At 73.8% G+C, this 22,203-nt stretch carries 18 protein-coding genes and 1 pseudogene; 10 read left to right on the top strand and 9 right to left on the bottom strand.

Features of this window, described 5'->3' with window-relative positions:
- Positions 1–86: 86 nt before the first annotated feature.
- From AB0873_RS00095 to AB0873_RS00065, 7 genes are all read left to right on the top strand, one after another.
- The gene (locus AB0873_RS00095) at positions 87–479 is read left to right on the top strand and encodes a cytochrome c maturation protein CcmE (protein WP_366597699.1); all 393 of its coding nucleotides are present in this window, start codon (positions 87–89) and stop codon (positions 477–479) included.
- Positions 476–2,482 carry a cytochrome c-type biogenesis CcmF C-terminal domain-containing protein gene (locus AB0873_RS00090; RefSeq protein ID WP_366597697.1) on the top strand — a complete coding sequence of 669 codons (2,007 nt, stop codon included), beginning with the start codon at positions 476–478 and terminating at the stop codon, positions 2,480–2,482. Before AB0873_RS00095 ends, AB0873_RS00090 begins: the two co-directional genes overlap by 4 nt.
- Positions 2,479–3,024: a TlpA disulfide reductase family protein gene (locus AB0873_RS00085; RefSeq protein WP_366597695.1), complete on the top strand. Its 546-nt coding sequence runs from the start codon at positions 2,479–2,481 to the stop codon at positions 3,022–3,024. The genes AB0873_RS00090 and AB0873_RS00085 overlap by 4 nt, the downstream gene beginning before the upstream one ends.
- Positions 2,988–4,001, top strand: coding sequence for a cytochrome c-type biogenesis protein CcmH (locus AB0873_RS00080; RefSeq protein WP_366597693.1), 1,014 nt, complete (start codon positions 2,988–2,990; stop codon positions 3,999–4,001). Before AB0873_RS00085 ends, AB0873_RS00080 begins: the two co-directional genes overlap by 37 nt.
- Positions 3,998–4,939, top strand: coding sequence for a cytochrome c oxidase assembly protein (locus AB0873_RS00075; RefSeq protein WP_366597691.1), 942 nt, complete (start codon positions 3,998–4,000; stop codon positions 4,937–4,939). The genes AB0873_RS00080 and AB0873_RS00075 overlap by 4 nt, the downstream gene beginning before the upstream one ends.
- Positions 4,929–7,400, top strand: coding sequence for a glycosyl hydrolase family 65 protein (locus AB0873_RS00070; RefSeq protein WP_366597690.1), 2,472 nt, complete (start codon positions 4,929–4,931; stop codon positions 7,398–7,400). The genes AB0873_RS00075 and AB0873_RS00070 overlap by 11 nt, the downstream gene beginning before the upstream one ends.
- 166 nt (positions 7,401–7,566) lie before the next feature.
- Positions 7,567–8,196: a universal stress protein gene (locus tag AB0873_RS00065; RefSeq protein WP_366597688.1), complete on the top strand. Its 630-nt coding sequence runs from the start codon at positions 7,567–7,569 to the stop codon at positions 8,194–8,196.
- 7 nt (positions 8,197–8,203) lie between these two features.
- Here AB0873_RS00065 and AB0873_RS00060 read toward each other — a convergent pair whose 3' ends face one another.
- Positions 8,204–9,604, bottom strand: a complete 1,401-nt coding sequence (locus AB0873_RS00060; RefSeq protein ID WP_366597686.1) for a hypothetical protein — start codon at positions 9,602–9,604, stop codon at positions 8,204–8,206.
- A 210-nt stretch (positions 9,605–9,814) separates the two neighbouring features.
- Between AB0873_RS00060 and AB0873_RS00055 the strand changes: the two genes are divergently transcribed.
- Complete coding sequence (locus AB0873_RS00055; RefSeq protein ID WP_366597684.1) at positions 9,815–10,807, top strand: NAD-dependent epimerase/dehydratase family protein; 993 nt, start codon at positions 9,815–9,817, stop codon at positions 10,805–10,807.
- A gap of 79 nt (positions 10,808–10,886) precedes the next feature.
- Here AB0873_RS00055 and AB0873_RS00050 read toward each other — a convergent pair whose 3' ends face one another.
- The gene (locus AB0873_RS00050) at positions 10,887–11,861 is read right to left on the bottom strand and encodes a nitroreductase (RefSeq protein ID WP_366597683.1); all 975 of its coding nucleotides are present in this window, start codon (positions 11,859–11,861) and stop codon (positions 10,887–10,889) included.
- Positions 11,862–12,079: 218 nt separating this feature from the next.
- Between AB0873_RS00050 and AB0873_RS00045 the strand changes: the two genes are divergently transcribed.
- Positions 12,080–12,718, top strand: coding sequence for a response regulator transcription factor (locus AB0873_RS00045; RefSeq protein ID WP_366597682.1), 639 nt, complete (start codon positions 12,080–12,082; stop codon positions 12,716–12,718).
- Positions 12,719–12,749: 31 nt separating this feature from the next.
- Here AB0873_RS00045 and AB0873_RS00040 read toward each other — a convergent pair whose 3' ends face one another.
- The 7 genes from AB0873_RS00040 to AB0873_RS00010 form a co-directional block, all read right to left on the bottom strand.
- A complete protein-coding gene (locus AB0873_RS00040; protein ID WP_366598039.1) occupies positions 12,750–14,423 on the bottom strand; it encodes a GAF domain-containing protein in 1,674 nt (557 codons plus the stop codon).
- Between the two features lie 96 nt (positions 14,424–14,519).
- Positions 14,520–15,593 (bottom strand): nitroreductase, encoded by a 1,074-nt coding sequence (locus AB0873_RS00035; protein ID WP_366597681.1) that lies wholly within the window; start codon positions 15,591–15,593, stop codon positions 14,520–14,522.
- A gap of 126 nt (positions 15,594–15,719) precedes the next feature.
- Entirely contained in the window at positions 15,720–16,580 is an 861-nt protein-coding gene (locus AB0873_RS00030) for a universal stress protein (RefSeq protein WP_366598038.1), read from the bottom strand.
- Positions 16,581–16,632: 52 nt separating this feature from the next.
- Positions 16,633–19,035, bottom strand: a complete 2,403-nt coding sequence (locus AB0873_RS00025) for a phosphoketolase family protein (protein ID WP_366597680.1) — start codon at positions 19,033–19,035, stop codon at positions 16,633–16,635.
- 86 nt (positions 19,036–19,121) lie between these two features.
- A complete protein-coding gene (locus tag AB0873_RS00020; RefSeq protein WP_366597679.1) occupies positions 19,122–19,964 on the bottom strand; it encodes a universal stress protein in 843 nt (280 codons plus the stop codon).
- A gap of 166 nt (positions 19,965–20,130) precedes the next feature.
- Positions 20,131–20,955, bottom strand: coding sequence for an oxidoreductase (locus AB0873_RS00015; protein ID WP_366597677.1), 825 nt, complete (start codon positions 20,953–20,955; stop codon positions 20,131–20,133).
- Positions 20,952–21,515, bottom strand: a complete 564-nt coding sequence (locus AB0873_RS00010; RefSeq protein ID WP_366597676.1) for a helix-turn-helix domain-containing protein — start codon at positions 21,513–21,515, stop codon at positions 20,952–20,954. The genes AB0873_RS00015 and AB0873_RS00010 overlap by 4 nt, the downstream gene beginning before the upstream one ends.
- Positions 21,516–21,916: 401 nt before the next feature.
- On the opposite strand from AB0873_RS00010, the pseudogene AB0873_RS00005 reads away from it, so the two are divergent.
- Positions 21,917–22,203 (top strand): annotated as a pseudogene (locus tag AB0873_RS00005) (hypothetical protein); the annotation flags it as partial.

The following is a 22,203-nucleotide window of genomic DNA, read 5'->3' as shown; positions in this document are numbered from 1 at the left end:
GGGCTGGCCATCGGCCTGGGGTACGGCCTGACGGCCGCGGTGTGGGCCGGTCTCGTCTGGTGGTCGGGTCGCGGCCGGGAGCGGACATGAACCGGGTCAGCGTGCCGGCCCTGCTGGTGGCCGGCGCCGTGGCCGCCGGTCTGGCCGTGCTCGCCGGCAAGGGCCTCGACGAGAGTCTGGTGTACTACCGGACGCCGTCCGAGGTCGTCGCCGGCCAGGTCGCGGTCAACCAGGATCTGCGGATCGGGGGCACCGTGGTGCCCGGGTCCGTCCACCGCGCCGGGACGGCGACGCGACTGCGGCTGACCGACGGCTCCGCCGACGTCGAGGTCGTCCACGAGGGCGCGCTGCCCGACATGTTCGGCGAGGGACGCGACGCGGTCGTCGAGGGGCTCCTGGACAGCGACCGCGTCCTGCACGCCCAGCGGGTCATCGCCAGCCACGACAACGAGTACCGGCCCGCCACCGACCCGGCATGACCGTGTCGCTGCTCGGCACCGCCTGTCTCGGCCTCGGGACGGTCGCCGCGCTGGTGGCCACCGCCGGTTGGGTGGCCCGCACCCGCGACGGGCGACGGAAGCCGCCACACTCCGCCACGTACGCGCTCGCCGGCGCGGCCCTGGCTGCCTTCCTGCTCCTGGAGTGGGCCCTGCTGAGCAGGGACTTCAGCGTGCGGTACGTCGCCGAACACGGCGGCCGGGACGTGCCCCCGTACTACACGGTCACGAGCCTGTGGAGCGCGTTGGAGGGCTCCCTGCTGCTCTGGCTGCTGGCCCTGGGCACCGTGGTGGTGCTGGCGTTGCGCCGTCCGCCGGCGGCCGAACCGCGTCTGCACCCGCCCGCCATGGCGGTACTCACCGCGACGGCCGCGTTCTTCTTCGGCCTCGCGCTGCTGGCCGGCAACCCCTTCGAAGCGGTGCCGGCGGCACCAGCGGACGGGCCCGGGCCGAACCCGCTGCTGCGCAGCCACCCCGCGATGGGCGTGCACCCGCCGCTGCTCTACGCCGGCTACGTCGGCCTGGCGGTGCCGTTCGCGTACGCGATCGCGGCCCTGGTGACCGGCCGGGCCGGCGCGGGGTGGGCGCGCGCCGTGCGCGGGTGGACGCTGCTCGGCTGGGCGGCCCTCACCGCCGGCATCGCGGTCGGTGCCTGGTGGTCGTACGCCGTCCTCGGCTGGGGCGGCTACTGGGCGTGGGATCCGGTGGAGAACGCCTCGCTGCTGCCCTGGCTGACCGCCACGGCCCTGCTGCACGCACTGCTGGCCGAACGGCGCGGCGGGGGCCGCACCGGGTGGGTGGTCTGCCTGGCCGCCCTGACGTTCACCCTGGTGATCCTCGGTACGTTCCTCACCCGGTCCGGCGTGGTCGGCAGCGTGCACACCTTCACGCAGTCCGGCATCGGACCCCCGTTGCTGGTCTTCCTCGCCGCCACGACGGTCGCCTGGCTGGCGCTGCTCGCCCTCCGGGGCGACCGGTTGGCCGGGTCGGAGCCGAACCGGACCCGTGATGCGGGCGCCGGGCGCGTGCGCCTGCTGTCCCTGCGGAGCGCCCTGGTCGGCAACAACCTGCTCCTCGCCGCGGTCGCGGCCACCGTCCTGGTCGGCACGCTGTTCCCCACCGTGCAGGAGATGCTCTCCGGTACCCGGCTGACCGTCGGTCCCGGGTACTACAACCAGGCACTGGCCCCGCTGGCGCTGGCCGTGCTGGCCCTGATGGCGATCGGCCCGTTGCTGGCCTGGCGCGGGGACCCGCCGGCGCGGTTGGCCCGTCGTGCCGCGACACCCGCGATCACCGCCGGCGTGGTCGCCGGCCTCGTCGGACTGAGCGGGAGCCAGCGGCCGAGCGTGGTGGTGGTGTGCGGGCTGGCCGCGTTCGTCGCCTCGACCCTGGTCAGCGCGATGGCCGCACGGCTGGCCGGCGGTGGCGCGGCGGGCGCCCGGCGGGCCTTGCGCCGCCACCGGCGCGCCCTCGGCGCGCAGCTCGCACACCTGGCCCTCGCGATCGCGGCGATGGCGATCGTGGTGTCCGGCGCCGACCCGCCCGCCGAGCAGCGGGCGGTCGCCCTCGACGGCACGGTCACGTCGCGCGGGGTGACGATCCGGCTGATCGGGCTCGACTCGACGGTGACGGACGGGCAGGAGCGGGCCACCGCGCGGCTGGTGGTCCGCCCGGGGAACGGCGACGAACGCCGCATGTCGCCCACACTGGCGCTCTTTCCCGACCACGGCATGGTCGTCGCCACCCCGGCCATCGACCCGGGGCTGACACGGGACCTGTACGTCACCCTCCTGTCCGCCGATGCCGAGACGAAGACCGCGCTGCTCCGGGTCTCCGTGAACAGCTTCATGGGGGTGCTGTGGGGTGCGGCCGGGCTGCTGCTGATCGGCATCGCCCTGGCCGCCTGGCCCCAGCGAGCCGCGTTGGCGTCCCGACGACGCGCCCCTGCACGGGCACCCCGCACGGCCGAGGAGGTGGGCCGGTGACCGGACGCCGTCGCCCGATCACCCGTCGAGCCGTACTCGTCGCGGCGGCCGCCGGCGCCGGGCTGGCCGTCACCGTCCCGCTCGCCCACGGTCTGCGGGTAGCTCCCGGTGTGCCGGCCGCGTCCCCCGGCGGACTGGCCGCCCCCCTGGCCGGCAACGGGCCGGACGGGACCTTCTTCGACCTCGCCACGCTGCGCGGCCACATCGTGGTCGTCACCGTCTGGGCGTCCTGGTGCGAGCCCTGCCGCCGGGAATTCCCGGTGCTGCTGGCCGCCCGGTCGCGGTGGTACCCGGCGGGGCTGCGCGTGGTCGGCCTCAACACCGCCGACCGGCCGGAGAGCGCGCGTCGGTTCCTGCGCGAGGCGGCTGCCGAGGCGTTGCCCGTGGTGTCCGACCCCGACGGCCGGCAGGCGGTCGCCTGGGCCGTACGGGGCATCCCCGAAACCGTCGTCGTCGACCGCGGCGGCCGGCTCGCCGCCCGGCATCAGGGAGAGGTGACGTGGGCGTGGCTGGAAGCCTCCGTCGGACCCCTCCTGGGCTGAGGCGGTTCGGCCTGGGACTGCTGGCGGTCGCCGCGTTGCTGCTGTTCGCCGCCGGACTGTACCGGGCGTCCCGGGCCGCCTCGGCCCCCTCCGGCGAGGACGCGCGCGTGCGGGCGATCGCCGCCACCGTCCGGTGCCCCGAGTGCGTCGGGGAGTCGGCGGCCGACTCGCAGGCGCCGATGGCCCGGGGGATCCGCGAGACGATCCGCGAGCAGGTACGGGCCGGGCGGGAGCCGGACGAGATCCAGCGGTGGTTCGTCGACCGGTACGGGCCGGGCATCCTCCTCGAACCACCGGCCCGAGGGCTGGGGCTGCTGTTGTGGTGGCTGCCGGTGGCGTTCGTGCCGTCCGCGCTCGCCGGACTGGCCGTGGTCCGTTGGGCCCGACGGCGGAAAGCCGGTTCGGCGGTGCGGCGAACCGGCTGCACCGCGGAGGCGGAGGTGGTCCCCCCGGGCCGGTCCGGCCTGAGTGCGCTGGTGCTGGCCGCGGCCGTCGCCGTCGCCCTCGCCGTCGGGCTCGCCGCGGCCGGGCAGGGCACCGGTGACCAGCCGGCCGGTCCTCGCGCGGCGCCGGCCGGCGACGGGGAACTGGAGGTCCTGACCGCGGCCGCCCGGTCCACCCCCGACGACGGGAGTACCTGGTTCTCCCTGGGCCGGGCGTTGGAGCACCGTGGAAGGCTGGCGGAGGCCGCCGCGGCGTACGAACGGACGGTCCGGCTCGACCCGGAGGACACGGCCGCGCTGTTCCGCCTCGCCTTCGCCTACGCCCGTTCCGGTCAGGCGGAACGAGCCCGCCCGCTGCTGCAGGAGGTCCTCACGCGCGACGGGCAGCACGCCGAGGCGCTGCTGCTGCTCGGCATGCTGCAACGCGAGGCGGGCCAGCCCGAGGCCGGCGAGACCCTGCGTCGGTTCCTGGACGTGGCCGCCGACCATCCCGCCGCGCCGGGGGTCCGCCGGCTGCTGGACGGCGCCGGATGACTCAGGCCACCGCCACCGCCTCCTGGTGGCAGGGTGATCCCGCGACGGCGCTCGCCCTGGTGGCCACCATGCTGCTGTATCTCCAGGGGCGCCGCGAACTGGCGGCCTACCGGTCCGGGCCGGCCGTGCTGCCGCGCTGGCGGGTCCGGTGCTTCCACGCCGGGCTCCTGGTGATGGCGGTAGCCCTGGTCGGGCCCGTCGACGTGGTGGCCGAGGACCTGTTCTGGGTGCACATGGTGCAGCATCAGCTGCTCGCGCTGGCCGCGCCGCCGCTGCTGGTCCTGGGCCGGGCCGGCCTGGTGATCGGCAGGGCGCTGCCGCGGTCGGTCCGCCGGGTCGTCCATCCCCGGCGCTGGACGCCCCGTCCGCTGCGATCGGGCGCGGCGGCCGGTGTCGCGGCGGCCGGAGTACACGCCGGCACGTGGTGGCTGTGGCACCTTCCGGGCCCGTACGACCTGGCCCTGCGGTGGGACGCGGCCCACGTCGCCGAGCACGTGCTGTTCCTCGGCAGCGGCGTGGTGCTGTGGTCGGTGATCCTCCGCCGCCGTTCCCGGATCAGTCTTCCGGCCGCGCTGCTGTCGGTGCTGGCCGCGATGCTGCCAACCTCGGTGCTCGCCGGCCTGCTGACGTTCAGTGCGAGGTCGTGGTACGGCGGCCACCGCGCCGGCGCCTGGGGGCTGACGCCGCTGGAGGACCAGCAACTGGGCGCGGCGTTGATGTGGTTTCCCGGATCGTTGAGCTACCTGGCCGTCGCCGCTGTGGTCGTGTTCCGTGGTCTGACCCCACCGACGGCACCGCCCCCGACCGGACTCGGCAGCGCCGGCCCGGCCGGTGCGCTCGCGGCCGGCCGCAGCCCGGCGGTCCTCGGTGCCCGCCGGCACGACGTGGGGGAGCACCAGGACTCGTCAGCGGATCGGTCGGGAACCGATGAACGGTGATCAGTGCGGGCTGTGCCACCTGCCCCGCGACGAGTGGCTGCTGGCCTACGAGGGCTTCGACCCGGCGCGGGAGACCACGCGGGAGGCGTTGCTGGCGCTGGGCAACGGCTACCAGATGACGCGGGGCGCGGCGACCTACGCCACCGCCGACGGCGTGCACTACCCGGCCACCTACGTCGCCGGCCTCTACAACCGGTTGGTCTCCGACGTCGACGGCCGCCGCCGGGTCGACGAGAGCATCGTCAACCTGCCCAACTGGTTGCCGTTGACGTTCCGCCACCCGGGTGGGCCCTGGTTCTCCCGCGTCTCGTTCCACGTCGCGCACCGCCATGTCGCGCTCAACCTGCGACACGGCCTGGAGCGGCGGGAGTTTCTGGTCCGTGACCCGCACGGTCGCCGTACCCGGATCGTGCAGGAACGGATCGTCTCGATGGACCGTCCGCACCTGGCCAGCCTCCGTACGACGATCACGCCCGTGGACTGGTCGGGACCGCTGCACGTGCGAAGCCTCCTGGACGCCCGGGTCACCAACGACAACGTCGCCGAGTACGGCGCGTTCGCCCGGCACCACCTGGTCGACTGCACCACCGGACAGCAGGGGGACGTCTGCTGGCTGACCGTACGCACCACACAGTCGTGGATCCGGATCGCCCAGGCCGCTCGGATCACCCTGCACCAGCACGAGGGGTCCGCCTCCCACCACCACATCAGTGGGCCCGGCTACGTCGGGCACGAGATCCACCTCACCATGGCCCCGGGCACGCCGGTCACCATCGACAAGACCGTCGCCACCTACACGTCGCGGGACCGGGCGATCTCCGAACCGCTGGACGCCGCCCGCGGTGAGATCAGCGACGCTCCTCACCACCCCGCCGTCCGGGATGCGCACCTGCTGGCGTGGGAACACCTCTGGCGACGTTTCCACCTCCGTCTCGGCGGGCACGACCTGGTTCGGGAGCAGTTGGCACTCAACGTGCACCTGTTCCACGTCGCGCAGACCCTGTCCGGTTACACCGCCGACGCCGACGCGGGCGTCCCCGCTCGCGGTCTGCACGGTGAGGGTTACCGGGGACACGTCTTCTGGGACGAACTGTTCGTCTTCCCTCTGCTCAACCTGCGTACCCCCGAGCTGACCCGGGCCCTGCTGCTCTACCGGTACCGGCGCCTCGCCGAGGCTCGGCGGCTCGCCCGTGCGCTGGGTCTGCCCGGTGCGCTGTTCCCGTGGCAGAGCGGCAGCGACGGCCGCGAGGAGACCCCGGAGTTCTTCCACAATCCGCTCTCGCAGCGCTGGATGCCGGACAACTCCCGCCGGCAGTACCACGTCAACCTCGCCGTGGCCTACAACGTCTGGCAGTACTACGAGGTCACCGACGACATCGACTTCCTCGCCATGTACGGCGCCGAACTCCTCGTCGAGATCGCGAGGTTCTGGGCCGGGACCGCCGAGCACGACCCGCGGTCGGACCGGTACCACATCCGTGGCGTGATGGGTCCGGACGAGTTCCACGACGGCTATCCCGACCGCCCGGGGTCCGGGATCGACGACAACGCCTACGTCAACGTCATGACCGCGTGGGCCCTCGCCCGGACGATCGACGCCTTCCGGATCCTCGGCGGGTACCACAGCGACGACCTGTGGCGGCGTCTCGCGGTCGACGAGCAGGAGTTCGCCCGCTGGGACCGGATCAGCCGCCGACTGCATGTCCCTTTCCTGCCGAACGGGCTGCTCAGCCAGTTCGAGGGTTTCGCCGACCTCGCTGAACTCGACCTCCGGCCGTACCGCGAACGGTACGGCGACATCGGCCGGCTCGACCTCATCCTCGAGGCGGAGGGCGACCACCCGAGCCGCTACCAGACCTCGAAACAGGCTGACGTCCTGATGCTGTTCTACCTGTTCAGTGCCGAGGAGGTGACCGCGCTGCTGAACCGGCTCGGCTACGACTTCGACCCCGCGACCATCCCGGCCACGGTCCACCACTACCTGATCCGGACCACCCACGGATCGACCCTGAGCCGCGTCGTGCACTCCTGGGTGCTCGCCCGCACCCGCCGCTCCCAGTCCTGGTACCTGCTGCGCGACGCGCTCGCCGCCGACCTCGCCGACACCCAGGCCGGTACCACCCGTCAGGGAATCCATCTCGGCGCGATGGCGAGTACCGCGGACATCCTGCAACGGTGCTACACCGGGCTGGAAGTCCGCGGGGACGCGCTCCGCCTCCATCCGCAACTCCCGCACACCCTCACCCACCTCGACTTCGACGTGCGCTATCGCGGGCACTGGCTCCGCATCCACTGCAGCCACGACCTCATCTCGGTGCGTGCGCTGCCCACCGCCGCCCCGGCGGTCCTCGTGATCATCGAGGAGCGGGCACACCTCCTCAGCGGAGAGAGCGAGGTCCAGGAATCGCTCACCCGGAAACCACCGCCCCCCACCGGGACTGACGACCCATCTGGATCATGACGATGCAGGGCGCGGCTCCGCGTCTTCGCCATCGGCGTCGCGAGGCTGTGGTTGTCATGATCGACGAGCGGTGCCCTCGGGACGTACCCCGGCGGCCGGGTTACCGGTCGACAGTTCGGGTAATAACCGGCATGTTTCCGTCGCCGCGAACCGTCACCCGGAGCCGATGGTGACATCCGGGTGGTGGGTGCTCCTCGTGGCCGTGGTCTGGCTGACCATCGGTCTGCTCACCGCGGCCTGGTTCGTGATCCGGGCCGGCCACCGTCACCTGTCCTGGTATCTCGTGGGCGCACTACTCGGTCCGCTGTTCATTCCGATCGCTGTGGAACGGGGGCGCGCCGACCCGACGGTGACGGACGTGGCGCACCGGCCGCCGGCCAGGCAGGGGACGGGCCTCAGAGTGGCGATCGGTGTCGACGGATCACCCGAGTCCGACCTGGCCCTGCGGTCGACCGCCCGGATCCTCAGCCGTACCGCGAGCGTGCTGGTGCTGGTCACGGTGACGAACCCGGACCTGGTGGGGGAAGACGTCTCGATCGCGCAGCGGGCCGCCCGACGCATGCTTGACGAGCGCGCCAGAACCATTCCCGACGGGTTGCCGCCGCCGACCACCGAGATCGTTCGCGGTCACCCGGTGGACGCGCTGCTGGCTGCCGCCGAGGCGCATGATGTCGATCTGCTGGTGGTCGGCCGGCACGGCCATGGCATGCGGGACCGGCTGCTCGGCAGCGTGGCGGAGGAGTTGACCCGCCGTACCTCCCGCGCGCTACTGCTCGGCAGCCTACCCGACCGGTGAGGTGCGGTCAGCGCACCGCCGACCGCAGGTGCTCCGCCCAGCCGGCCTCGAAGTCCGCGTACGACATGCCGAGCACGCTCCGCGTCACGTCACCGATCGGGGTGCCCCGGTAGTGCTCGGTGACGAGCTGGAAGACCTTCTGCTCGCCGTGGCGCTCCGCGATGTAGCTCATCGCCGAGTGACCCAGCCAGTAGTGGTAGCTCAACCGTCCCTCCATCTCCCAGGCCGCGTTGCCGGGCAGGTCCTGGCGGTAGCCGTACGAGCGGAGGATCCTCGTCGAATCGGCGGTGCGGTCGCTGGTGGTGAACGCCTTCCCGCCATGGGCCAGGTACTCGGCGAACCCCTCGACGACCCAGTTCTCCGGCCCGTCGAGCGCGGTCGCCCCCCGGCCACGCTTCAGCAGCACGTTGACGATGGCGTGGGCCAGCTCGTGTCGGAAGATCTCCAGCTCCCGGTCGCCCTTGGTGAAGTGGTACTCGTCCGTCACGTCGATCACCACGCGGCTGGTGCCCACCTCGGGCGCGGACGCGTCCGCGCCGTCGATCGCCCCGGCCGGCGGCACCGGGATCGCCACGCCGGACTCGGTGGGCGTCTCCTTCGTCGTCCGGTAGAGCGAACCCAACTCCTTCTTGCCCTTGACCAGGGAGATGACGAAGCCCTGCGGCACCGTGGCCGGGACGCCGCCGGCCTTCCACGCGGCCGCGTTCTCGGTCGCCGCGCGCTCGGCGACCGGCGCGTACCGCTGCGCCTCGGCCTTGAGTGACTCGTCGACGACGAGCACCGTGTGCGGGGTCCTCTCGACGTGGATGGGGCGGCCGGTGTCCCACGGTGCCGGGTAGTAGGTGGTCATGTCCCGGGCCGGGCCGTCGACCAGGGCGCCACCGACGGCGGTGACCTTCAGCGGGGCGTCCGCGTCGGTGCGGGTGACCGTCCACTTGTACAGTTCCTCGACCGGGGTCGGGTCCATGCCGTCGAACCGGTGCACGAACGACACCCGGACGTCGAAGGTGCCCTCGGTGGCCGTGCTCGCGCCGAACTCCTCGTACCGTGCCTCGGCCAGCGGCAGCCTGGTGAGGTTGTGGAACAGCGCGGTCTGCCGGGCGACCAGGTCCTTGTCGCCCGCGTCGAACGGGGCCAGGTACGCCGCGAGGTCCCGCTCCCTGAGCGCCCGGGTGTGCTCCGCCAGCAGCCTGTCGATCTCGTCCGAGCCCTCCGCCGTGGTGGAGGAGGAACGGTCCAGGTAGACCGAGACGGCGACCACCGAGCCGACCAGCAGCACCAGCAGGGCCACCGCGATCGCGCCCAACGCGACCCACAGGCCGCGCCCCGACTTCCTCGGCGGCGGGGCGGGTGGCTGGGCCCAGGGCGGGGCGGGCGGGCTCGGGACGGAGGGGTGGCCCTCGGTCATGGCAGATCCTCGCTCGGGTCGGTCGGGCCGGGGGAGGCTCCATGAGCGACCGTTCCCCCGGGACGGGCTCGCGTCATTATTCCTGCCGACGCCGTCACCGTCCGTCCCGACCCGGCGACGGAGGCCGCGGCGTGGTGTTCTGCCGTCGGCAGATCCGCTGACGGTGAACGCGGTGCCGGACGGGGCCCGCCGGCCGGCAGAGTGGAACGCATGAGACTGCTGGTGCTGGGTGGTACGGGATTCGTGGGCGGAGCGACGGTCACCGAGGCGGTACGCGGTGGCTGGTCCGTGACGGTGTTCAACCGCGGCCGGCACGGGACCGTTCCGTCCGGCGTGGAACGGTTGACCGGCGACCGGACCGCGCCCGGCGGCCTGGCCGCCCTCGCCGCCGGCGAGTGGGACGTGGCGGTCGACACCTGGGACGGGGCGCCACGGGCCGCCGGGGCGTCGGCCCGCGCCCTGGCCGGGCGCGTCGGGCGCTACGTCTACGTCTCCAGCGGCTCCGTCTACGCCGAGCCGGTGACGCCCGGATCGGCCGAGGACGCCCCCGTCGTGGACGCCGCGCCGGACGCGGACGACGCCGACTACCCGTCCAACAAGGCCGGTGCCGAACGTGCCGTGCGGGCGGTGTACGGGCAGAACGCGCTGATCGCCCGTGCCGGCCTGATCCTCGGCCCCGGCGAGGACATCGGGCGGCTGCCATGGTGGCTCGGTCGCGTCGCCCGGGGCGGGGATGTGCTGGCGCCCGGCCCGGCCGACCTGCCCCTGCAGTACGTCGACGCCCGCGACCTCGCCGCCTTCCTGCTCGACCCGGTCGTGCCCGGCGGGACGTACAACGTGATCAGCCGCACCGGGCACACCACGATGGGCGCCCTGCTGGACGCCGCCGTCGCGGTGACCGGGGCCGGTGCGCGGCTGCGCTGGACCGATCCGGAGGCGATCCTGGCCGCCGGCGTGGAACCGTGGAACGACCTGCCGATCTGGATCCCGCCGGGGCACCCGTACCGCTGGTTGCAGGAGCGCGACGTCAGCCGCGCGTACGCGGCCGGGCTGACCTGCCGCCCGATCGCCGAGACCGTCGCCGACACGTGGGCCTGGCTGCGGTCGGTCGGCACCGTGCCGCCCCGGGCCGGCCGCCCGCAGCGCGCCCCGGTCGGCCTCGACCCGGCCCGGGAGGAGGCCGTCCTCGCCGCCGCGCACTGACCGGGCCGCGGCGCTCCGCCCGGGCGGCCGGGTGCTGCGCGGCCGTCGGCTGGATCCGGTAGCGCGCCCTGGTGGTGGATCAGGCCCGCGGCACCGGCAGGTCGAGCACCTCGTCGACCGGCCGGCGGGGAGTCGGCCAGCCGGGCTGGCCGTAGCCGATGCGCAGCACCATCTGCGGGGTGCCGAACCGCCCCAGCGACAGCCGCAGCTGCTCGCGGGCGGTCGGCACCTCGATCGGCTGGGACAGCAGCGACGCCGCCAGCCCCGCGTCGGTGGCGGTGAGCAGCACCCGCTGCAACGCCTGCCCGGCCACCACCTGGTCGACGGCGGTGTTGCCGGTCGAGCCGAGCACCGCGACGAGGGGCTCCGGCTCGAAGTCGCGCCCGGGGGCGCGGTTCCGTCCGCCGAAGCCGCGCGACGGCAGCAGGTCCTGCGGCTCGGCCTGCGGGCCGCCGGCCGACGTCGGCACGCCGTCGGGGGCGGGCTCGGCACGGACCCACTCCTCCCGCTCGGCCCGGTAGGCCGGATCCCGCTCCAGCACCCGGTGCGCGCCGCGGGCGATCTCGGCGAACGCGTTCACCGCGCTCACCCCGACCAGCAGCTCCAGCCAGCACCCTTCGGCCCGGGCCGCCTCGGTGAGGCGCCACCGCGCGTCCGCCGGGACCGGGTCGGGCCAGAACGGGGCGCGGTTGCTGAACCGGCGGGCAAGGGCCGCGTACAGGGCCTGCTCGGCGGGGGTGGGGCGGCGCGGCACGTCCGGCACCAGTCGGGCGACCACGTCGGGCTCGGCCGGGTACGGGCGCAGCCGCACCGCCGCCGGCGTACCGGCCACCGTCAGGGCGAGCCGCAGGTTGAACAGCGCCGCCCCGCAGGCGACGCGGACACCCCACCCGCTCGGGTCGGTGGCCGGCAGGCGCCGGGACGGGTCGACCAGGATCTCGATCCCGCCGTCGCGCAGGCGGAACCGCCACGGCTGGGTGTTGTGCAGGGAGGGCGCCCGCACGGCGTCGGTCGCGGCGGCGCGTAGCTGCTCGACGGTGTAGCCGGCGTCCATGGTGTCGCTCCTTCCGTGGCGGCTGGTGCCGCCCTCGGTGGGTTCCTCCCCACGGTGCGTCACGCCGGGGCCGCCCGAGCAGGGTCGGACGTCCCGTCCCGCCAGGACCCACCGCCCCCCGCACCGCAGGTCACGCCCCGGAGCGTGCCGTTCGGGCCGGTCACGGGTCGGGACCTTCGGCCCGTGCGGGTCACGGCTGCGGCGGGTAGAAACGAGAGATGATCCGCGTGTTCCTGCTCGACGACCACGAGGTCGTCCGTCGTGGCCTGGCCGACCTGCTCACCAGCAGTGGTGACATCGAGGTGGTCGGCGAGTCCGGCCTGGCCCAGGAGGCGGCGCGATGGATTCCGGCGCTGCGCCCCGACGTGGCGATCCTCGACGCACGGCTCCCGGACGGCAGCGGCATCGACGTGTGCCGTGACATCCGGGCCGTGGACTCGTCGATCAAGGGCCTGATCCTCACCTCGTACGAGGACGACGAGGCCTTGTTCGCGGCGATCATGGCCGGCGCCGCCGGGTACGTGCTCAAGCAGATCCGCGGCACCGACCTGGTCGACGCGGTCCGGCGGGTGGCGGCGGGGCAGTCGCTGCTCGACCCGGCGATCACCACCCGCGTGCTGGAGCGGATCCGCAGCGGCGTCGAGCAGCCCCGCGAGCTGAAGTCGCTGACCGAGCAGGAGCGGCGGATCCTGGAGTACGTGGCCGAGGGCCTCACCAACCGGGAGATCGCCGGCAGGATGTTCCTCGCCGAGAAGACGGTGAAGAACTACGTCTCCAGCGTGCTGGCCAAGCTAGGTTTGGAGCGGCGGACCCAGGCCGCCGTGCTGGCCACCCGCCTCCTCGGCAAGACCCCCTGACCACCCGGCGGCACCCCTGACCGGCGGGGCGTCAGCCGTGCAACGGCACGCACCAGTGTAGGCGGGTGCCGTGCGGGGCGACCGGTTGCACCTCGAAGGTGCCGCCGTGCCGCTCGGCGCGTTCACGCAGGTTGACGAGGCCGCTCCGCGCGGCGGCCGGGTCGCAGCCGACCCCGTCGTCGGTGACGGTCACCGTGACCTGGCCGGCGTCCACGCGGACGGCGACGGTGACGTGGTGGGCCTGCGCGTGGCGTACCGCGTTGGACAACGCCTCCCGCAGCACGGCCGTGAGGTCGGGGCGGACGTCGTCGGGGACGGCGCTGTCGATCGGGCCGGCCAGGTCCAGGGCAGGCCGGAAACCGAGCGACTCCGCCGCCACGTCGACCGCCTCCCGGATCTCGGTGCGCAGCGCCGCGCTCATCGGCGTACGCAGCTCGAAGATGGTGCGGCGGATGTCCTTGATGGTGGCATCCAGGTCGTCGACCGCCGCGTTGATCCGCTTGGCGACCTCCGGGCGCGCGCTCATCGGTACCGCGCTCTGCAACTGGAGGCCGGTCGCGAACAACCGCTGGATCACCACGTCGTGCAGGTCGCGGGCGATGCGCTCGCGGTCCTCCAGGACGACCAGCAGCTCGCGCTCCTCCTGCCCCCGCGCCCGTTCCATGGCCAGCGCCGCCTGCCCGGCGAAGCTGCCGAGCAGGGCCAGGTCGTCGTCGCTGGTGCCGCCGTGATCCGGATGGTGCGCCACCACCAGTACGCCGTGCAGGGTGTCGGCGGTGGCCAGCGGGGACACCACGGCCGGCCCGGTGTGCAGCAGCGCCGGCCACGGCGCGGCGTGCGCCAGGTCGCCCACCTGGTCGTGCCGGCCCTCGGCGACGGCGGCGGCGAAGCTGGTCTCGGCGGCGGGCACGACCGTGCCGACCAGCGCGCCGGCCTGCTCGCCGGCACCGTCGACCACCTCGACGGTGAACCGGTCGGCGTCGGGGTCGTACAGCAGCACCAGCGCCAGCTCCGCCTCGGCGACCTCCCGGGCGCGCCGCGCCACCAGGCTCAGCGCGTCGGTGCGGCGGACCTCGCCGAGCAGCAGCGAGGTGATCTCGGCGGTGGCCGCGAGCCAGCGCTCCCGCCGGTGGGCCAGCGCGTAGAGGCGGGCGTTCTCGATCGCGACGCCGGCCGCGGCGGCCAACGCCACCACGATCTCCTCGTCGTCCTCGGTGAACTCGGCGGCACCCTGCTTCTCGGCCAGGTAGAGGTTGCCGAAGACGTGGTCGCGGATGCGTACCGGCACGCCGAGGAAGCTGTGCATCGGCGGGTGGTTCGGCGGGAAGCCGTACGACTTCGGGTGCCGGGTGATGTCGGGCATCCGGACCGGACGCGGGTCGTCGATGAGCAGGCCGAGCACCCCCCGGCCGTGCGGCAGGTCCCCGATCTTCGCGTGCAGCTCGGCGTCGATGCCGTGGGTGATGAAGTCGTGCAGCATCCGGTCGCGGCCGACGATGCCGAGCGCGCCGTAACGGGCGCCGGCCAGCCCGCAGGCCGACTCCACGATGCGCTGGAGGGTGCTGCGCAGGTCGAGGTCGGTGCCGATGCCGACCACCGCGTCGAGCAGCGCGCGCAGCCGCTCCCGGCTGGTGACCACCTCGCCGACCCGGTCCAGCATCTCCTGGAGCAGCTCGTCGAGGCGTACCCGCGACAGCGGGGTCAGCCCGAGCGAGGGGGTCGCGGGTGGTCCGCTCCGGGGAGTCGGTGCGCTGGCCACCGCCCGATGCTATCGCCGGCCGGTCGTGCCGGGACAGCCCTGTCAGGCGCCCCGGACGGCGGAGGTGTCGACCACCTGCTCGACGGCGAGCCGCGGGGTGTGCGGCGGGCCGGCGTGCGCCGGGTCCGCGATCCCCAGGCGCAGCACCAGGTACGGGTGACCCATGCCGGCCAGCAGTCCGCGCAGCGTCTGACGGGTGCCGGGCACCTCCACCACACCGCTCAGCGGCACGACCGAGACACCGAGCCGGGTCGCGGTCAGCCAACCGGCCGAGAGCGCCTCGCCGGCGCGCAGCCAGTCGATCGGCTCGTCCTCGTCGCCGTAGAGCAGCCCGTACCCGGCCGCACGGTCGTGGCCGAGGCCGACCGGCAGGGTGCCCGGGCGGCCGAAGTCGCGGGCCGGCACCGTCGTCTCCGGGGCCGCCTCCGGCAGCACCTCGGGCGGCAGACCGGCGCCGCCGGCGCGGCTCGTCCAGTACGCGAGCTCCTCGTGCAGCTGCGGGTCCTCCGCCTCGACGGTGGCGGCGTGCGAGGCCGCGGCCGCCAGTTCCAGGACCTGGTCGCGGTCGAGCAGTTGGAGCTGGACGCCCTCGGCCACGACGGCCTTGGTGATGTCGCCGAGCGCGGCGGTCGGCACGGGCTCCGCGCTGACCGGCCGCCGGTCGGTGTGGCGGACCTGCATGCACTGCACGAGGCGCATCGCGTCCGGGTCGGCCCCGACCCGGGTCAGCCCGGTCAGGCGGGCCAGCAGGTCCGGGTCGGCGGGGTCGGGCATCCGCTCCACGGCGGCCCGCCAGCCCTCGGCGGTCAGCGCGACCCGCGCGTGGTGCAGCGCCGCGCCGCAGCTCAGCGTCGACAGCCGGCCCTCCGGGTCGGTGGCCGCGAGCTGGCGGTCCCGGACGGTGTGCAGCTCCAGCGCGTCCGGCAGCACCCGCCAACGCCACGGCTGCGTGTTGTGCACCGAGGGGGCGTGACCGGCGGTCGCGGCGGCCTCCGCGAGCGCGATGGTCAGCGGGCCGTCCGTCGCCGGCGTGTCCTGGCTCATCCTCACGACCTTTCCGTCTCGAGCACATCGTCTCCCACCCCGACGGCGCCCCGGGCGGGGTTGCGGCTCCATCCTGCGACACCCCGCGGACCGGCGCAGGGTGCGCAGGTCCCCACCGGCCGGGTCCTTCGGCCCGCCCCATCGCCGTCGGCTGCGGGCCGGACGGGGCACCGACCGGCCGTCGGGCCGGCCGGGTGGTCAGCGTTCCCGGACGACCGCGACCGGGCAGTGCGCGTGGTGCAGGAGCTGCTGGCTGACCGAGCCGAGGAGCATCCCCGCCAGACCACCCCGGCCCCGGGTGCCGACCACGACGAGCTGCGCGTCCCGGCTCGCCGCCACCAGCAGGGCGGCGCCGCTGCCCTCCGCCACGTGCAGCGTCACGTCGACGTCCGGGAACGCCCGCTCGCAGCGGCGCAGCGGCTCGTCCAGCTCGGCGCGGTCGGCGCGGACCGCCTCCCGGTTCTCCGGATCCGACGGCGGGCGCTGACCCGGTGGCACGTGCCAGGCGCGGAGCACGCGTAGCGCCACGTTCCGGACGGCGGCCTGCTCGAACGCGAAGCCCAGCGCCAGCAGCGAGTGCTCCGACCCGTCCACGCCGACGGAGACGTGCCGGGTGCGCCCGCCGGTGTTGCCGCGGACCACGACGACCGGGCAGTGTGCGTGCGCGGTGACCGACACCGCCGTGGAGCCGGCGAGCAGACCGCCGAACCCGCCGTGCCCCCGGGTGCCGAGCACCAGCAGACCGGCCCGCGCCGACCGCTCCTGGAGCACCAGGGCGGGCGGCCCGTCGTACACCTCGCCGGTGACCGTGAGCCCCGGGCGGGCGGCGTCGGCCGCAGCCCGCTGGACCAACTCCTCCACCTGCCGCCGGGCCGCCTCGTCGGGCCAGACGCCCGGTGCCACACCGGGGCCGATCCACCCGGCGACGGTGAGCCATTCGAAGACGTACGCGAGCCGCACCGGCCGCCCGCTCCGTCCGGCCTCGTCCAAGGCCCACTCCAGGGCCAGCGCGGCGTCCGGCGAGCCGTCGTAGCCGACCAGGATCTCGTCGCCGCTCACGGAGCCCGCCTTCCGTCCGCGGCTGCGGGGCTCGCCGGCGCACTCCTCGCGCTCACTGGTCACCTTTGACCTTGGGGTCGCTCTCCCGGATCCACCGCCACTCGGACACCCGCGGGTCGTCCTCGCCGTGCCGGCGGGTGTAGTCGCGGCACGACTGGCGGGCGTCGACCATCTCCTGCCGCAGGTGGGCCGCCCGGGCGGCCAGCCCGGGCACCCGGTCGATCACGTCGATGACCAGGTGGAAGCGGTCCAGGTCGTTGAGCATCACCATGTCGAACGGCGTGGTGGTGGTGCCCTCCTCCTTGTAGCCGCGTACGTGCAGGTTCTCGTGGTTGGTCCGACGGTACGTCAGCCGGTGGATCAGCCACGGGTAGCCGTGGTACGCGAAGATGACCGGCTTGTCCGCGGTGAAGATCGTGTCGAACTCCTTGTCCGACAGCCCGTGCGGGTGTTCCGTGGGCGGCTGGAGGCGCATCAGGTCGACCACGTTGACCACCCGCACCTTCAGGTCGGGCAGGTGCCGGCGCAGCAGGTCGGCCGCGGCGAGGGTCTCCAGGGTCGGCACATCGCCGGCGCAGGCGAGCACCACGTCCGGCTCCTCACCGCCGTCGCTGCTGGCCCAGTCCCAGATGCCAAGGCCACGGCGGCAGTGCATGATCGCGTCGTCCATCGACAGCCAGTTCGGCGCCGGCTGCTTCCCGGAGACCACCACGTTGATGTAGTGCCGGCTGCGCAGGCAGTGGTCCATGGTGGAGAGCAGGGTGTTGGCGTCCGGCGGCAGGTAGACCCGGACCACCTCCGCCTTCTTGTTCATGACATGGTCGATGAAGCCCGGGTCCTGGTGCGAGAAGCCGTTGTGGTCCTGCCGCCACACGTGACTGGAGAGCAGGTAGTTCAGCGAGGCCAGCGGCTGCCGCCAGGGGATGGCCCGGGTCACCTTCAGCCACTTCGCGTGCTGGTTGACCATCGAGTCGACGATGTGGATGAACGCCTCGTAGCTGGTGAAGATCCCGTGCCGGCCGGTCAGCAGGTACCCCTCCAGCCAGCCCTGGCACAGGGTCTCCGACAGCACCTCCATGACCCGGCCGTCGGGGGACAGGTGGTCGTCGTCGGGCACCGTCGCCGCCACCCAGGCCCGGCCGGTGACCTCGAGCGCGGCACCGAGCCGGTTGGACTCGACCTCGTCCGGGCCGAACAGCCGGAACGTCTGCGGATTCGCCGCGATCACGTCCCGGACCCACGGCCCCAACGCCCCGGTGGCACCGCCGATCGTCGCGCCGGGACTCGCCACCTCCACCGCGTAGTCGCGGAAGTCCGGCAGATTCAGGTCCCGCAACACCAGCCCGCCGTTCGTGACCGGGTTGGCGCTCATCCGGCGGTCCCCAGCCGGAGGCAGCGCCGCCAGGTCGGCCACCGGGGCGCCGGTCGCGTCGAACAGATCCTCCGGCCGGTAGCTGCGCAGCCACCGCTCCAGCTCGGCCAGGTGCGCCGGGTTGGTGCGCACCTCCGACAGCGGCACCTGGTGCGACCGGTACGTGCCCTCCACGTGCTTGCCGTCGACCTCGCGGGGGCCGGTCCAGCCCTTCGGCGTCCGGAGGATGACCATCGGCCAGCGCGGACGCTCGACCGCGCCACCCGACCGGGCCTTCCGCTGGATCGCGGCGATCTCGTCCAGCGCCCGGTCCAGGGTCGCGGCGAGCGCCTGGTGCACGGTCGCCGGGTCGTCGCCGGCGACCACGTACGGCTGGTAGCCGTTCCCGCGCATCATGTCCAGCAGGTCGGACTCCGGGATGCGGTCGAGCACCGTCGGGTTGGCGATCTTGTACCCGTTGAGGTGCAGGATGGGCAGCACCGCGCCGTCCCGGGCCGGGTTGAGGAACACGTTGGACAGCCAACTGCCGGCGAGCGGGCCGGTCTCGGCCTCGCCGTCACCGATGACGCAGGCGACCAGCAGGTCCGGGTTGTCGAACGCGGCGCCGTAGGCGTGGCTGAGCGCGTACCCCAGCTCGCCGCCCTCGTGGATCGAACCCGGCACCTCGGACGCGACGTGGCTCGGGACGCCGCCCGGGAAGGAGAACTGGCGGAACAGCCGGGCCATGCCGGCCTCGTCGCGGCCGGTGCCGTGGTAGCGCTCGCTCCACGTGCCCTCCAGCCAGGTGTTCGCGACCAGGGCCGGGCCGCCATGGCCCGGGCCGGTGATGAAGATGGCGGAGAGGTCACGGGCGACGACGACGCGGTTGAGGTGGGCGTAGATCAGGTTCAGGCCGGGGCTCGTGCCCCAGTGACCGAGCAGCCGCGGCTTCACGTGCTCGGCTGCGAGCGGCTCCCGGAGCAGCGGATTGTCGAGCAGGTAGATCTGCCCGACCGTGAGGTAGTTCGCCGCCCGCCAGTACGCGTCCAGCCGGCGCAGCTCGTCTTCGGTCAGGGGGCCGTGCAGGTCGGTTGCGGTGTCCATACTGCCTGAGCCTCTCGCGGGTCGGGGAGTGGCGCATCCGGAAGGAAGGGTTCCGTCATCAGCCTCGCCGGATCGGCTGCGGTGGATCAGGGTCGTTGGTCCTGTGCGTCCGGGCCGTCCGTCGCGGCGAATCCGCGTACCACGATCACCGGCACCGGGGAGTGGTAGAGCAGCGTCTGGCTCACGGACCCGAGCATGCCCCGGCCGGGCTGGTCCGCCCGCGCAGCCACCACCGCGAGCTGGGCCGACCGCGTCTGCTCGACGAGGACGGAACGCGGGTCGCCGCGGATGGTGTGACACTCGACGGGTACGGCGGGCCACCGTTCGCCGACCCGGGCGACGGTGCCGGTGAGCACCTCCGGGTCGTCGTCGGCGCACCCCGGCTCCGCCACCCGGACGGCCACCAGCCGGGCCTCGCGACGCGCGGCGCAGTCGAACGCCCACGCCAGCGCCTTCCGGGAGTCGGGTGAGCCGTCCACGCCGACCAGCACCGGGCCCTCCGGCGGAGGATCCCGGCGTCCGACCAGCACCGGACACCCGGCCCGGGCGGCGACCTGCACCGCCGGTGCGTCGACGCATACCCGTCCCGGAGCGCTGCTCATGCCGCTGTCGCCCACGGCGACCAGGAACGCCGTCTCCGACCGGCGGACCAGCGTGTCCACGGTGGGTTCCTCGGAGATCTCACCGCTGACCGGGAGGCTCCCGTCGACGTCCTTGGCGACCTCGGTGGCGCGGGCGAGAAGCTCCTCCGCCGCGTCGTGCGGCCCGGCGACCGACGGCGCCGCCAGGGCCGCTCCCCAGTCGAAGGCGTGCACCAGGTGCAGCGACCGCCCGTGCCCGACGGCCTCGCGCGCGGCCAGCCGGACCAGCGACAGGCTCCGCTCCGAGCCGACACCGGCCAGCACCGGCGTCTCGGTGACTGCGGTCATCCGGCATCACCTCCGCAGGCGTCGCACCCGGCCCCCGTCCCGAGGCTAGTCCGGGCGGTACGGCGGCGGGGCGGGATCGGCGTACCGCCTGTGCTGCCCGCCGCCGCGCCCCGGCGGTCTTCGCGCCCGGGGCCCGGCGGCGGACGCCGTCACCGGGTGGCGCGGCTCAGCGGAACTGGAGGCGGTTGATCGCGTCGAAGACGCGGGCGCCGAAGAGCCGCCGCGTGTGCACCATCGCCCACGCCGCCGCCGTGACCAGGTAGCGGGTGCGCGGGCGACGGGCGGTCACCGCCCGCTCGATCACCCGGGCCACCGCGTCGGGCGCGGCCGCGAGCAGGCGGTTCTCGTACGACCGCGCCATCGTCTCGTCCACCGCCGCCACCATCCTCCGGTACGGCCCGGCCGGGTCCGCTCCCGCGCCGAGCGACCCGGCCGCGACGGCGCCGAAGCCGGTACGGATCAGGCCCGGCTCGACGATCGCCACGTCGACGCCGAACGGTCGCACCTCCTGGCGCAGCGCGTCGGAGATGGCCTCCACCGCGTACTTGCTCGCGTGGTAGTAGCCCCCGCCGGGGAACACGATCCGGCCGCCCATCGAGCTGACGTTGACGATCCGGCCCCGGCCGGCCCGACGCATGCCGGGCAGCACCAGCTGGGTGAGCCGGCTCAGCCCGAACACGTTCGTCTCGAACTGCGCCCGCACCCGATCCATCGGGGTCTCCTCGACCGGGCCGTACTCTCCGTATCCGGCGTTGTTCACCAGGACGTCGACCTGGCCGTGCTCGGCCTCGATCGCGGCGACGGCGGCGGTCATCGACGCCTCGTCGGTGACGTCGAGGGGAAGCAGCCGGGCGCCGGCCCCCGCCAGGTCGGCGATCGCCTCGACCTTGCGGGCGGTGGCGTAGACAGTCAGCCCGGGGTGCCGGGCCAGCCGCGCGACGGTGGCCCGGCCGATGCCGGACGAGGTGCCGGTGACGAGGACGGTGGTCATGCGAGGTCTCCAGGGGTGTCCAGGCCGGCGACGATCAACGCGACCCCGTCGCGCAGTCGCCGCCGGGGCAGGTCGGGGTCGGTGAGGTCGGCCTCCAGGCCGCGGGTGAGCGCGACCAGCACGTCGGCCACCGCGCGGGCGCGGGGCCCGGCACGGTCGGCGAGCGCTGCGGCCACCACGTCGGTCAGCTCCCGGGTGTACGCCTCGACGAGGTCCCCGGTCAGCTTGGTGCTCTCGTCGAGCAACTCGGCGGCGTGCCGGCTCTCCCGGTGCAGGGTCAGGGTGAGGTCCAGCTTCGCCCCGAGCACGGTGACCAACCGCTCGGCCGTGGACGCCGTGGGGTCGGCGGCCGCCCGGCGCGCCTCGGCGAGCGAGTCGGCGAACAGCCGCTCGGCAAGCCGTCGGTACGCGTCGTCCTTGTTGCGGACGTACTGGTAGACGGCCGGACGCGACATCCCGGCAGCGGCCGCGATGTCGTCCATCGTCGTCCGACGCACCCCGTGTCGGGTGAAGCACTCGTACGCCGCCGCGAGGATCGTCTCCAGCCGGTCGCTCGACATGCTGACAATCCTTGCACATTTCGTCAGTACGTCAAGGGCGAACTGGTGGCGATGGCGCCTTCCTACGCTGAATGTCGGGTTTCGGGGGTGTGATGGGCGGCGTCGTGGGGGTGGAATGGTGGCGGGGGCGGGGTCGTTACATCACCTGGACGATCGAGCAGCGCCCGCCTTGATGGCAGGGTGAGCGGCCCCGGAATGATGGCGGCCGCCTGGTCGTTACATCTGGTCCCGGCACCACGAGGGCCCCCGGCCCCGGTTCGCCGGTCTTTCGATCACCACCTGCCCGCCCCCCTTGGGGTCTGGTGGTCATCCCCTGAATGTCTGTGAGCGCCGGACGGTCACCACACCCCTTGTCCCCCCTTTGCGGGTGGGTGGCGTCTTCCCCCGAATGGAGCTTGGTCATGAACACGATGCTGCGTAAGAGCGTTCTGGGTGTTGCTGGTCTGGCGTTCGCCACCGGTGTGTTCGCCGGCCCCGCCACCGCTCACGCCGCCCCCGTGGTGGAGTCGAGGCCGGTCGCCGCCACGGTGCTGGCCGACAAGGCGGACAAGGGCACGCTGATCCCGCACGGTGTGCAGGGCAAGCAGTCCCGCATCGACCTGGACGACGAGCAGACCGCGAATGTGAAGGCGATCATCGCGGCGACGAAGAAGGCCGACATGGACGAGCGGGCCGCCGTGGTGGCCAT

Source organism: Micromonospora sp. NPDC047707, assembly GCF_040704235.1.
Lineage (GTDB): Bacteria > Actinomycetota > Actinomycetes > Mycobacteriales > Micromonosporaceae > Micromonospora.
Note: the sequence above shows the minus strand (reverse complement) of the source record. Positions and strands in the feature narration are given on the sequence as shown.